Origin of the sequence: Collinsella sp. CLA-ER-H8 (assembly GCF_040092335.1) — a bacterium.
Taxonomy (GTDB): domain Bacteria; phylum Actinomycetota; class Coriobacteriia; order Coriobacteriales; family Coriobacteriaceae; genus Collinsella.
In genome coordinates this window covers 1-11,882 of the sequence record NZ_JBBNLU010000036.1, presented here as the reverse complement: position 1 = coordinate 11,882, position 11,882 = coordinate 1, and the positions used below count along the sequence as shown (strand labels likewise).

13 protein-coding genes are annotated in these 11,882 nt (G+C 56.4%); 6 read left to right on the top strand and 7 right to left on the bottom strand.

The genetic code is table 11. The annotated features are described in order from the left end of the window. Nucleotides 1-211 precede the first annotated feature (211 nt). From AAAX72_RS09755 to AAAX72_RS09740, 4 genes are all read right to left on the bottom strand, one after another. Nucleotides 212-337, bottom strand: coding sequence for a hypothetical protein (locus AAAX72_RS09755; RefSeq protein WP_255413117.1), 126 nt, complete (start codon nt 335-337; stop codon nt 212-214). Nucleotides 338-453: 116 nt separating this feature from the next. Then, the gene (locus tag AAAX72_RS09750) at nt 454-792 is read right to left on the bottom strand and encodes a PDZ domain-containing protein (RefSeq protein ID WP_349130182.1); all 339 of its coding nucleotides are present in this window, start codon (nt 790-792) and stop codon (nt 454-456) included. A 10-nt stretch (nt 793-802) separates the two neighbouring features. Continuing rightward, nucleotides 803-928, bottom strand: a complete 126-nt coding sequence (locus AAAX72_RS09745; RefSeq protein WP_349130181.1) for a hypothetical protein — start codon at nt 926-928, stop codon at nt 803-805. 298 nt (nt 929-1,226) lie between these two features. Further along, a complete protein-coding gene (locus tag AAAX72_RS09740; protein WP_349111096.1) occupies nt 1,227-1,655 on the bottom strand; it encodes a hypothetical protein in 429 nt (142 codons plus the stop codon). Between the two features lie 431 nt (nt 1,656-2,086). Here AAAX72_RS09740 and AAAX72_RS09735 point away from each other — a divergent pair, with 431 nt between their 5' ends. Then, entirely contained in the window at nt 2,087-2,269 is a 183-nt protein-coding gene (locus tag AAAX72_RS09735; protein WP_349090690.1) for a hypothetical protein, read from the top strand. Between the two features lie 126 nt (nt 2,270-2,395). Further along, nucleotides 2,396-3,205 carry a hypothetical protein gene (locus AAAX72_RS09730; RefSeq protein WP_349111094.1) on the top strand — a complete coding sequence of 270 codons (810 nt, stop codon included), beginning with the start codon at nt 2,396-2,398 and terminating at the stop codon, nt 3,203-3,205. A 744-nt stretch (nt 3,206-3,949) separates the two neighbouring features. Here AAAX72_RS09730 and AAAX72_RS09725 read toward each other — a convergent pair. Both AAAX72_RS09725 and AAAX72_RS09720 read right to left on the bottom strand, forming a co-directional pair. After that, the gene (locus AAAX72_RS09725; RefSeq protein WP_238023167.1) at nt 3,950-4,249 is read right to left on the bottom strand and encodes a hypothetical protein; all 300 of its coding nucleotides are present in this window, start codon (nt 4,247-4,249) and stop codon (nt 3,950-3,952) included. Next, nucleotides 4,250-4,801: a ParA family protein gene (locus AAAX72_RS09720; RefSeq protein WP_195544857.1), complete on the bottom strand. Its 552-nt coding sequence runs from the start codon at nt 4,799-4,801 to the stop codon at nt 4,250-4,252. A 495-nt stretch (nt 4,802-5,296) separates the two neighbouring features. Here AAAX72_RS09720 and AAAX72_RS09715 point away from each other — a divergent pair, with 495 nt between their 5' ends. Further along, complete coding sequence (locus tag AAAX72_RS09715; RefSeq protein ID WP_196033671.1) at nt 5,297-5,536, top strand: hypothetical protein; 240 nt, start codon at nt 5,297-5,299, stop codon at nt 5,534-5,536. Between the two features lie 281 nt (nt 5,537-5,817). After that, the gene (locus AAAX72_RS09710) at nt 5,818-6,042 is read left to right on the top strand and encodes a hypothetical protein (RefSeq protein ID WP_349111088.1); all 225 of its coding nucleotides are present in this window, start codon (nt 5,818-5,820) and stop codon (nt 6,040-6,042) included. A 209-nt stretch (nt 6,043-6,251) separates the two neighbouring features. On the opposite strand, the gene AAAX72_RS09705 is transcribed toward AAAX72_RS09710, so the two are convergent. Next, nucleotides 6,252-9,608 carry a hypothetical protein gene (locus tag AAAX72_RS09705; protein ID WP_349130180.1) on the bottom strand — a complete coding sequence of 1,119 codons (3,357 nt, stop codon included), beginning with the start codon at nt 9,606-9,608 and terminating at the stop codon, nt 6,252-6,254. A 139-nt stretch (nt 9,609-9,747) separates the two neighbouring features. On the opposite strand from AAAX72_RS09705, the gene AAAX72_RS09700 reads away from it, so the two are divergent. Further along, a complete protein-coding gene (locus tag AAAX72_RS09700; RefSeq protein WP_260699934.1) occupies nt 9,748-9,966 on the top strand; it encodes a helix-turn-helix transcriptional regulator in 219 nt (72 codons plus the stop codon). A gap of 188 nt (nt 9,967-10,154) precedes the next feature. After that, on the top strand, nt 10,155-11,420 hold the full coding sequence (locus AAAX72_RS09695) for a DUF4143 domain-containing protein (RefSeq protein ID WP_161145597.1): 1,266 nt from the start codon (nt 10,155-10,157) through the stop codon (nt 11,418-11,420). The last annotated feature ends 462 nt before the right edge of the window (nt 11,421-11,882 follow it).

Genomic DNA, 11,882 nt, shown 5'->3' with positions numbered 1-11,882 from the left:
TTTATGAGCGACATGAGGTGCATATCCCTCATGTTTCAAGCTCCAATCTGCCGGATTTGCCCAACTATATAAGTTTACGCCCACGCGCGAACAGGATTTGATTTTTGAAATATGGACGAATTCCTCGTCAGGAGGGTAAAATGGTGCCGACGGCAGCCCAAGTTGTAGAGAGCTGGGCAGAGCCGTTGCTTAATGAAGTTAGGTCATCGTCTTAGCGACGGTGGCCTTTCTTTTTGGGCTTCGAACCCTGCTTGAGTGCCTTGGAAAGGCCGACAAGGGCCGTGAGGAGCGAGACCATAGCGGTCAGGAGCTTCACGAGCTCGGTGAAATCGGTCATGGGCATCACCTCCCATCAAATGGAGGGCTCTGCCCGGCACGAGGGCTGCCGACAGCAAGGACGAGTCTATCAGAGCGGCTGACTCCCGCCGGCTTCGATATGTGCGATACGGCTCGTTAGTAGCCCTGGCCGTAGCCCTGACCCGGCTGGCCTAGCAGCTCCTCCAGATACTGGCGCAGCTGCTCGTCGGTAATACCGCCGTTGCCGGTGTCGGTCGCGCTGTCGTTCTGCTGCTGGTTCTGCAGCTCCTCGTCGGAGCCCAGCTCGACCGTGACCTTCTTCTCGTCCTTGCCGCGCATGAGCGTGATCTCGACCTTCTCGCCCACCTCGTGGCTGCGCAGCGCGATGATCAGACCATCAGCGCTCGTAATCTCGTCATCGTCCAGCTTGGTGATGACATCGCCCTCCTGGATGCCGGCCTTGGCGGCGGGACCGTTCTCGACGACGCTCGCCACATACGCACCGCTATCGGTGCTGAGCCACGCGCGCTGCCGCCTGGGCACGGGCATCGGTTGGTACGGCGGCGTCCACGCTCGCAGGCGCTTCGAGATCGATGTCCACACCGTCATCAAATAGGCTCGATTGCTCCATAGCGGTACTCCTTCGCTCGATTTCAAACGGATACAAGAGCACCACCGTTACGACGGACGTCCCGGTTCCGTGCATAACGAAAAGTCAACCGAGGGTTTTGTCCCGTCAAGACGCCGAACGAGAATTACGTACCGCCAAGAGCCTCAAAACACGCCCCTCGCGGGACAGAATCCTCACTCGATTTCCATGCGGAGCAAAAACCTCAATCAATCATCCTCCGCAACGTCTATCCACCAAAAAGGCCGCCCCACGTGGAGCGGCCTTTGCTCGTAGCTTTTTACTGATAGTTACTCAAAATTTATTCCAACACATCCACAGAAGAGCAGCGAATCGTATTTCTCTTTCGGGAATCGAGAAAATAGCCTACCTTGACTTTAGACCCAACGCTCACGGGGCTATCGCTTACATAGCGCGTATGTTCTGAATCAACCAGAATGGTCAGACGATCAGACCCGTCGTTATATGGATCTTCGCTTTCGACCGACATGGTAAAATCGCCAGAACTGTCAACGTTCAACACCGATCCGCTCACGAACCACAAATGTGAATAGTCACCTCCGCTATCTTTTTGGCAACGCTCCACTTTTAGAAATAGCGCAGAGAATGCGAACACGGCAACTGATATAGCGATGAAAACCTTAACGCCACCCCCCTTGCCATGAAATCCAAATTTATTCGCCAAAGAAAAATACCCCTGCCTTATTCCGTTCCAGATCTTATTTGCCACTATACTAGAAACAATATTTAATATTGTCAGTCAGTTAGCACTTTTTAGGATATTCACTAAGGCTTCGACGTCAAAAGGCCGCCCCGATCAATTCATACTCCTCATCCTCGCCGAATTGCGAGTATGGCAGAATCGGCACTGGATGGCAGCGCGCTAGGCCGTGTCCGCGGAGTTACCCCCCCCCTTTTTTATCGTAACAGCTGATTCCAGGGACGTTTCACTGTGCCCTTTTCGACAATTTGCTGTGCCCCTTTTGGCAACTTTTGGCTGTTGCTATGGGTTATCTCGACCCATAGCAACAGCCAAAAATAACGACAATCCATTTTTAGGCCGCTAAGGTTTTAGTCACTAATATGCCTAAATCATTCAGAACTGTAACAGTTTAGTTAGAAGTGGTATATACTGTTTTCAACCGAAGGGAGGATCATCGTATGAGCAACACGCCCGTTGCGTCTAACAAAAAGCGGCTCATGATTACGCTGCCGACCGAGCTGACCGAGCAGATGGACATAAAGGCTCGTGAACTCGGTCTCACGAAATCTGGGCTCGTTGCGCTTGCGATTCAGAACCTGTTCAATGCGGAGGAGATTCGTCTTCATCAGCAAAAACAGTAGGACATATATAACGCAAAAAGGACCCTCATTAGCTTGGCGGCTTGGGTCCTTTAAGCGAAGTGTCATCAACTTGTTGGTAATATTCTACCACTTAAAACATGTTGGTGACCTTGGAAAGGTCACTTTATGGACGTAAATGGCGCTCCGCCCAGCGGGAGGAGCACGTTCAAAAACACGATTTCGAAAGAGGACTTCGCCGCCCTTCTTGCCCAGTCAAAACCGGGCGACACGCCGAGCTCGAACTCGAGTCACGCTTCCGCTTTAAACGCAGAATCATGGCTCAAGGACAGCTCGGCCGACAGCGGTCGTTTCATCGCACTCCCTCTCTCGATGCTTTCGCTTCGCAAATCCGAGGCAAAGCTATCCCTAAGCGAACTCCTTGTCCTAGCGTATATCCACGGATTCCAGCGCAGGGATCCCCTGAAGGGATGCCACTCGAACGCCAAGACGATTGCCGAAGCCCTGGGCATCTCTCCCTCGGCGCTCAGTAAGAGGCTACAGAAGCTCAAAAACTTCGCTCTAATCAAAAAAGAAGGCCATGGCGAAGAAATCACCTACAGGGTCGATGAGGCTAGGTGGGCGGAGCTCTGCGGCATCGAGTTCATCGATGCCAGGGCTCTTCACGAGTGGACTTCGCGCGGAACTTTCTGCCGGGTCCCCTTTTGGGCGATTCGCGATACCGATCTCTCTGCTCTCGACAAGGTTCTTTTCGGCTACATCTTTTCGTTCTTCGCGGCAAAGGAATCAAAGCCGTTTCGAGTATCGACCCAGAATGCCGCCGATCAGCTCGCCGTCAGCAAAAGCAAACTTCGTGTCTCCCTCGAAAAGCTCACAAGCCTGAATCTCGTCGTGAAAACTGTCATCTCGCCCAGGGCACCCGCCGAGTACGATGTGAACCCGCAGGCGTGCATGGAACGTGGTACCAAGAACCTCTAATCGGGACGGGCGACAGATTGCCCGTCCCTTTTTATTTGCCTCCCCCTATGCCCTTTTCGGCAATTTCCTATACCCCTTTCGGCAATTTCCTGTGCCCCTTTTGACAATGGCAGTTTCCAAAAGGGGCACAAAAAGTTTCCAAAAGGGGCACAAAAACCCGAAAACTGTGCCCTTTTTGACAACCAAAAGTTTCCAAAAAGGGCACCAATAATATCTAAAGAGGTTTTAAGAGAAAGAAAGGGGAAGAGAGCTTTTCTTTGATCTGAGATTTTTATTCACGTCCATGTCAATCACCGTTTAATCGAAACCCTATCCACTCGCAACGTACTTTCCCGGAAATAAATCCGGTACGGCCCTATTGGTCTTAGCGACCAGCGAAACGTTATAGGCAAATCGGACGCTCGCTTTTCACCGGAAAGGAGAGCAATCCCTGACTGAAATCACTACGCCCTTGCCAACCCTCAGCGCCGGCGTCGCTTCGCTCCCCGGGCGGACTAAACCTCTTGGCTGTAAACACCTGCACTTCGGCAATGACCTACCGAATCCGTTTTTCCGGTTGATCTGGATACCGACATTTGGTTGACCTCACTTCAATTATCGGCAAGGAGCCGCAGAATCGAAAATAAGACGTCCTATCGGTGAGGTCCGACCGTTTTCTCATTGATAGATAAAACTGGGTCTTAAATCGGCTCTCAGTGGCCAAGGTAAAAGAAAACGGGCACCCTTCGGTACCCGTTAACTCAACTAGATCTCTTTTTCGGCCAAATAGCGATCGAAAAGCTCCCGAGCGATATCGGAAACAGACTTGTCTTCCTCAAGGGCGACCTGCTTCAATCGCTTGCGGTAGCTCTCGGGAACGTAGACAGACAACTGTACAAGCCTCTCAGATGCCCCTTCAAGGCCCTTTTTCGGGCGCCCGGCTTTCCGTACCTGTGGAGCCGATTTCTGGGGCTCAGATGCGCTTTCAACGATTTTCTGCTGCCTCTCCTCGGCCTTCTCCGCGGCGACATCGAAGTAGGAGGTCGCCTTTTTGAACTTTGCCATTTACAGCACCTCTTCCAGTTCGTTCAGGATGTTTTCAATCGCCTGGGCGGCCTTGCCGTTCTTGGCGATTTCATACACGGGCTTTCCCAGCGCCGCGCCCTGCTTGAAGGCCGCCGCGGTCGGTACGGTGCCCAGCACGGGAAGGTCGTCGGCCTCGAGCAGTTCGAGGAACTGTCTGTCCACGGTCTGGTTGCCGGCGAAGTTGTTGATGATGATTGCGAACGACAAGTCGGGATTGGCCTCGGTGATGACCTTGATCGTTCGCTTCATGGGCTTCAGGCCCAGCGTTCCGGGCTGCACCGGGATAATCGCGATATCCGCATTCTTGGCGTACTCGGCGGTGTCGTCGCTCAAAAAGCCCGGTGTGTCGATGACGTTCACGGCGTCCTCGTCGTCGAGCAGGTTTTTCTCGTGGTTCGCACCGCCCTGCGGGTCCAGGTTGCCGAAACCGACCTTGTGGCCGCGGCGCTCGAGACCCCAGGCGATCTCGTCGGCGAACGTCGTCTTGCCGACGCCGCCCTTCTGGTTGACTAGCAGGATGTTCGTCGCCATGTTCTCCCCTTTCTGAATAGTGTAGTCATATATTAGCACATTAACATGTGACTACATTAAGTAATTCTAAGACGCAGGTAGAAATACGTGAGCATGTTAAGTAATTAGTATGGTACTACATTAACGTGCTCATGGATGTGGGTTGGTTTAACCTACAGTCATCAGATACGGTTACAAGGTCGCTGATTGCGAGACGGAGACCCTTCCGACCGCCGACGCGGCGAGTGGGAACGCAAGGGTAAAAACGCATCGTCGCTGAACCAGTGAGGCAGTATTCTTTAGTGTTAGATGATGGATATTGAAATTAATTAGCGAGATAATGTGCATATCTCATAATGTATGCGTTTCACTATGAGAGAGGGGTCTGTCATGAGCTGGAAACCGAGAAAATGCGTTATCGCCGGTCTCGTGACAACCGGTCCTGGCAGCGGCTTGTTTGCAACCGCAATGACATCGTACCGACTTTTCACTTACATGTTCTAAAAGGAAGTTGCCATGCTGTCGCAAAATCAATCGAGATACTTGACCACAATCGGCTTTGCCCTGCTTGCATTACTCTTTGCTAGCGACCTTTTGCTGAAACCGCCAAAGGAACTCGTTTTGCTTGCCATAGACTGCATTTCCGCCCTTTACTTTACGGCAACCCTATTCGTCGGACTAAAGGAGAGGAAAAAAGGCGCAGTCGCCGCATCCGCCGTATGCTTGATCATAGCCATTGCATCATTCTTTATCTGACACATTGGTGATTTAGGGGCGATATCGTAGGAATACGACCGGGAGAGCCGGGACCATAGGCTCCGGTAAGAACCTTCGCCGTGCCCCACGCATCGACCCCGATGATTTCCCCGCCGGACGTCCTGACGGCCACGGCTCGAGCTCTAATACATGAGGTCCCAGCTTGCAATACGTGAACATATGACTACATTAACATGGTCATGTATTACCGAGCGTTATATGCTGCGCCGGATCCGCCCGTCTGTTATCTTGGGGCGACAGTTTCTTGCAAGGAGGCAGCCATGCTCCAGAGTGTCTTTGGATCCGATGATCAGATCCATCTTGAGGACCAGGTCAGCAACCAACGTTTCGACCTCACCACGGGCGAAGTGAAAACGGTCATCCCGACCGCTGAGAACATGAGCGCCGTCTTCGGCAAGGATGGTGTGGAGACGGATATTCAGGTGGGGCAGATGCGCCAAACACTGGGCAAGCCTGGCTTCGATTGGCTGTTTAATAAGCACTAACGGTTGAGTTATTGCAGCATAATCGCAGCTGTAAATAGGTGACCATATGACCATGCTAACATGTGCGCACAGTCATATGGTCACAGTTGTAAATCGGTTTAATCTGTGGCCCTTAAGCTGAAGCTGCCTCAACGAACCGTGGCTGGCGAGACGAAAAAGGGGAATCCCTTTTGCGGGATTCCCCTTTCCGAGTCGTTATGCGATTTGCACTACATCTGCTCGCGGCGCTTCTTTTGATCGAGGAAGACGCCGGCTGCCACGAGGACGGTACCGCCGATGGCGAACGTCTCGCCGATGAGTCCCGCGCGGTCGCCGGTCTGGGCGAGGCTGCCGGGCTGAGCGGTCTCCGTGCCGGCGAGGTGCTTCGGGGTGTATACCGCCTGCTGCTTTGCGGCCTCCTTCGCCTCCTGTCGTGCGATCTCATCGGAAAGCTTCTGCTCCGCTGCGATGCGGTCGGACTTCGCCAACTCGTAGGCGGCGAGTGCCGCATCGTAGCCGGGCTGGAGCCCGTCCACCGCGGCCTGCCTCTCGTCCAGGATGGCCTTGGCGGGCGCGACCTTGGCACGCGCCTCGACTGCTGCGGCGAAAAGCGCGTTGAGGGCGTCATCCGCGTTCACATCATGGCCGGAAGCGATCGCCGCGCCGGCATCGATGGAGTTCAGCTTCGACAGCTTGGCGTCTGCCTGCGCCTTTGCCTGCTCGGCGGCGGAGACCAGGGACTCGGCGGCGATGGCATCCGCCTTCGCGGCATCGAGCGCGGCCTTGGTGTCATTGACAGCCTTTACTGCATCCTGCTCGCGCTGCTGTGCCTCTGCGAGCTTCGCGGCAAGACCGGTGAGGATGTCGAGGTTCGACTGTGCGCCCACAAGATCGGTCTGGGAGCCGGTGAGCCTGTCGGCGGCAACGCCGGTGTCGGCCTTTGCGGCATCGACGGCACGCTGGGCATCCGCGAGGGCGCGTGCGGTGGCGCCTGCCTTTTGCTCGGCGGCTGCGAGGACTGCCGCCTTCTCGGCCTGGTCGGCTGCCGCCGCGTCGTGAACACTCTTTGCGGTATCGACCGCCTTCTTGGCGTCGGCGACGTCCTGGAAGAACTTCGCGAGGTCGGCGTTCGCATCGTCCACGCCCTGCTGCTTAGCAGCGGTGTCCGCCTTGGCGGAATCCAACTTAGACTGTGCGGTCATTACGGCTGCGTTGGCAGCATCAAAGGCGACCTGCTTCTGCTGGACGGTCGACTTTGCCGTATCGACTGCCGCGTTGGCGGCATCGAGGTCCGATTTCGCCGCATCAAGCTCGGTCTGGGCATCCGTGACGTCCTGCTGCTTGGCGGCGACATCAGCCTTTGCGGCATCGACGGCACGCTGCGCATCGGCAACGCCCTGCTTCGCGGCATCGACATCTGCCTGTGCGGAATCCACCGCGACCTGCTTCTGCTGGACGGTTGCGGCGGCGCCGGCGGCTGCCTGCTGCTTGGATGCGAGATCGGCCTTGGCTGCGTCGAGTGCGCTCTTGGCGTTCTTGAGACCGTTGATATAGGAGGTCAGCTTCTGCTCGTACTCGTCGACGGAGATGGGGTTCATGTTCCAACCGGAGCCGGACCAGCCGGAGATTTCTGCGGTGTAGCACTGTGTCTGAAGCCCGGACATGGTGCCCTTGGTGCAGGTTGCCATTCCCATAACGGCGAGTTCGGGATTGATGATGTTCATGTAATGGCCGACGGTGCCGCTACTGCCGTTCTCCCAGTGGCAGTTGTCTGCAATCCAATGGTTGATTGCGACACCGTTCTTTGCATAGAAATCATAGGCATCCTTGCCGACAAGACCGGTGACTCCATAAAGGGCCTCCGTTGCCTTGTCGAAAAAGCCCTTCTCCTGCTCGATCCACTGCCCACTCGGATCGATTCCGTAATTCCATGCCAGGTTTTCGGCAAAATCATATTGACGGGCATGATCGAGCACGGTGTCGCTGTAGTTGGCATCTGCGATCGCACCGGCGATGAGCTTGTAGGTGACATGGAGCTCGGACAGGCCGACCGACTTGCGGTAGTCGTTGACGGACTTCATCCACTTGATCGCATTGAGCATATTGTCAAGAGACGTGGCGTCCTTGGAGTTGCCGACTTCGGTCTTTCCGGCATATTTGGCGTTCAGGATGATGTTGGCTGCATCTTCGGCACCCATGGCACGGAAGAAGCCGATGGCTCCCTGCTTGAGCTGCGCGTCGGCGGAATCGAGTTTCGCCTGGGCCTCGTCGACCTTCTGCTGCGCGGCGGTTACGGCGGCGTCTGCGGTATCCTTTGCGGCCTTGGCGTTCGCGAGCTCTACGTCTGCGGTTGCCTTGGCGGACTCTGCGTCCTTGACAGCCTGCTTCGCGGCATCCAGCTTGGCGACGGCGTCGGCATTCACCTGCTTGGCCGCATCGAGACCGGCGTTCGCGGCATCGAGAGCGGACTGGGCGGCGCTCACACCGGATTCGGCATCGGCCGCGGCCTGCTGCTTTACGGAGAGGGCCACCTGGGCATCATTCAGGTCGGCCTGCGCCGTTGCCGCAGCGGACTGTACCTGCTCGAGCTCGGACTCGCACTGGGACTGTGTCGCTTGTGCGGCAACGAGGGCTGCCTCTGCGTCCGCAACCTTCTGTTTTGCCGCATCGTACTCCGGACCGCTGGCGCCTGCCTCCGCTGCGGCGAGGTCGGTTTTCGCCTTCTCGTAGGCGGCGCTGGCGGCTGCGACCTTCGCATCCGCTGCGTCCTTGTTCTGCTGGGCTGCAGCGAGGACGGCATCGGCGGCATCCTTTGCAGACTGGGCCGCAACCAGCTTGGACTGGGCATCGGCAAGCGTCGCGTTGGCGTTGTCCAGTTCGGCCTGTGCCCTGTCCACGGCAGCCTGGGCGTCGCGCACGGCCTGCTCGGCGGCACTGATTGCCTCCGGGGTGGCGCTTACGGCATCTGCCTTGGCTTTATCGAGGGCATCCTTGGCATCCTGGGCCGCCTTGAGGGCGGACTGGTACGCTTCGTCCTTCTCGGACGCATCCGCCTTGGCGTCTGCGAGACCCGCCTTCGCCTGCTCGAGGTCCTTGCCGGCGGCATCGGCGGCGTCCTTGCCCTCCGCGACCTGACGGGCGTACTCGTCCATTGCCGCACGGTCGGCTGCCGCGCCGGCGCTGACTGCCGAATCGTAGGATGCCTTGGCCTGGTCGCGGGCGGAAGCCGCCTCGTTGTAGGGACCGGCGGCCTCATCGTAGGATGCCTTGGCGGCGTCCTCCTTCGCCTTCGCCTCGTCGACTGCCTTCTGCAGATCCGCGATGGTCTGTGCGGCGGATTTTGCGCCGGTACCGGATGCCGCGCCGGCGTGGGCGGCGATCGGCGACATCACGGCGGGGTGCTGTGTGCCCCCGTCACCGGTCTGGGCGAATGCCGTGAACGGTGAGATGAGGCTCGATCCGGTCATGGCGGCCATGGTCGCCGCGGTGACGGTCAGACGCGCGATCCCCTTCGGAGTGTGAATCTTTTTGTTTGGCAGTGCGGCGAAGTGATCGCCACCGGCAGCGAAGTGCTTTCCCTGGGTCATTGTGCTGTTCCATTCCTTTTCCGTGCCCTATCCGACTGGGCATCAGAGCGCTTTCCAATAGAGATAATTATGCGCCTTAACTGGGATTGTTGTATATAGTCCGTTGGCTTTTATACAACAATCCATGACTCTTTTTGTCATGGATACGACGCTTCAGAAATCATTCGGCATGAGATGCAAAGAGCTCCGCGCTGGACTCGGGTGCAGTCAGGAGCAGTTCGCCAATTTGATTGAAATGGATCGTTCCTACTACGCGAGCATTGAAGTAGGTCGGCGTAATGTCAGCCTCTCAAATCTCAAGAAGATTGCCGACGGATTTCAAATCAGCATTGCTGAACTCATGAGAGGCGTCAGCTAAATTTATCCGTCTCATAGTTCACAGTGGGTCTCGTTGATTAGTGCCTTAAGAAAATGGAAATCGTCCCAACGAGCTATCGTCAATCGTCCCAATAAATTACCGTTAATCGTCCCAATAAGTAATCGTTATTTGTCCCAACGACGCAGATAGACGCTATAATTTCAAATGAATGATTGGAGGGAAAGCCGATGGATCGGTATATAGGACGTTGTGTTGACTGCTTGGTCGAGCGCGACCTTGGCATTTTTGGTGCAGTGCTCATTCAGGGGCCGAAATGGTGTGGAAAGACAACGACAGCTCAGAGATTTGCCGAGTCATCGTTATCTCTCTCCGACCCATCTGGCGGTTTTGCGGCCCTCCAGCTCGCTCGTCTCGATCCGGCCCAAGCAATTGTCGGACCGACCCCGAGGCTTGTCGACGAATGGCAGGAAGAACCGAAGCTATGGGATGCCGTGCGATTCGAATGCGATGTCAGGGGAGGGGAGCCAGGACAGTTCATTCTCACCGGATCTGCGACGCCGCGAGCCGAGAACCAGCCGATGCACAGCGGTGTGGGTCGAATCGCCCGTTTGCGGATGGATACCATGACGCTTTTCGAGCTCGGTATTTCGTCGGGAGCGGTCTCGCTTGGTGCGCTGCTCGATGGCGATTCCGTTGCGGCGTCACTCGGATCCATCGCCGGTATCGCCGGTATCGCGGATTTGCTCTGCCGCGGCGGTTGGCCCCAAGCGGTCGGTAAGACAACTGCCGACGCAATGCGGATAGCCGCCGCCTATATTGACGGTGTTTGCGAGTCTGACGTTTCGAGGGCGGATGGAGTGAAACGCGACCCGGTTAAGGTAAGGGCCTTGCTCTCGTCGCTTGCACGCAATGAATCGACTCTTGCCGGCATGAGGTCCATCGAAAGGGATTTGGGCGTTGACGTCTCAAAGAATACGATTACCGGCTACATGGACGCGCTGCGCCGTATCAATATCGTCGACGATGTCCCCGCGTGGCATCCGGCTCTCAGGTCGCCGGTGAAGTTGCGGCAGGGCGCGAAGCGGCACCTTGCGGACTCATCGCTCGCCGTCGCCCTCATCGGTGCGGACCCGGAGTCGTTGTCATCCGATCCGAAGACCCTTGGCTTGCTCTTCGAATCCCTTGTGCTGCACGATCTCAAGGTTTACGCGGCGGCCAGCGATGCGACCGTATCTCACTACCACGACGCTGACGACCTAGAGGTCGACGCGATTGTCCATCGCCGTGACGGCTCGTGGGTTGCCGTTGAGGTTAAGCTCGGGAGCCCCCAAGTCCCAGAGGCAGTGGAAAATCTGCTTCGACTTGAGCGAAAGCTGGTCGATCGCGGGGAGAGGCCGCCTGCGGCGAAACTCATCGTCATCGGGTTTGGTATGCCGGCTCACGTAACTAGCGAAGGCATCGTTGTTGCTCCGGTCGATACGCTCGGAATCTAAATTATTGTTATTTGCATTTCCAGAAATCCTCTATCTAGACGCCTCCTAGAGGATTTCTGGAAACAACCGGTATTTTGATCTGGGCTACGAAAGGTTACGGGTCCAGATTCCGTGCTGCGTGGAGCCGGTGATCTTGTATCCGTGGCGGTCGATTCACGCCGCAAGCCTGTCCCAGTCGATGCGTTTCCAGTTGCCGCACGGCGCGTGGTTCACGATGAGCCCGCCGGCGACCATGAGCGCGTGGTTGCGTGCCTTGCGCGCCTCGCGCGCGAGCGCCCTCTTCTTGTCCGAAATCTGGACCTCGGCCTGCTTCTTCTTGCATTGAAGCCTGAACCAGGTTCAGTTGACATGGTTAAAAACGAGGGGCGACGCTTTTGCGTCACCCCTCGTCCCGGCCGGGTTGCTTTAGTTGTACACACGGTAGTTACACTTGAACTGGGTTATGTGTCCATAGTTGGGGCC

Excerpts from the sequence above, each read along its gene's own strand:
- AAAX72_RS09755 (WP_255413117.1), bottom strand. The coding sequence starts at position 337 with ATGACCGATTTCACCGAGCTCGTGAAGCTCCTGACCGCTATGGTCTCG.
- AAAX72_RS09745 (WP_349130181.1), bottom strand. The coding sequence starts at position 928 with ATGGAGCAATCGAGCCTATTTGATGACGGTGTGGACATCGATCTCGAA.
- AAAX72_RS09735 (WP_349090690.1), top strand. The coding sequence starts at position 2,087 with ATGAGCAACACGCCCGTTGCGTCTAACAAAAAGCGGCTCATGATTACG.
- AAAX72_RS09730 (WP_349111094.1), top strand. The coding sequence starts at position 2,396 with ATGGACGTAAATGGCGCTCCGCCCAGCGGGAGGAGCACGTTCAAAAAC.
- AAAX72_RS09725 (WP_238023167.1), bottom strand. The coding sequence starts at position 4,249 with ATGGCAAAGTTCAAAAAGGCGACCTCCTACTTCGATGTCGCCGCGGAG.
- AAAX72_RS09720 (WP_195544857.1), bottom strand. The coding sequence starts at position 4,801 with ATGGCGACGAACATCCTGCTAGTCAACCAGAAGGGCGGCGTCGGCAAG.
- AAAX72_RS09715 (WP_196033671.1), top strand. The coding sequence starts at position 5,297 with ATGCTGTCGCAAAATCAATCGAGATACTTGACCACAATCGGCTTTGCC.
- AAAX72_RS09710 (WP_349111088.1), top strand. The coding sequence starts at position 5,818 with ATGCTCCAGAGTGTCTTTGGATCCGATGATCAGATCCATCTTGAGGAC.
- AAAX72_RS09705 (WP_349130180.1), bottom strand. The coding sequence starts at position 9,608 with ATGACCCAGGGAAAGCACTTCGCTGCCGGTGGCGATCACTTCGCCGCA.
- AAAX72_RS09700 (WP_260699934.1), top strand. The coding sequence starts at position 9,748 with ATGGATACGACGCTTCAGAAATCATTCGGCATGAGATGCAAAGAGCTC.
- AAAX72_RS09695 (WP_161145597.1), top strand. The coding sequence starts at position 10,155 with ATGGATCGGTATATAGGACGTTGTGTTGACTGCTTGGTCGAGCGCGAC.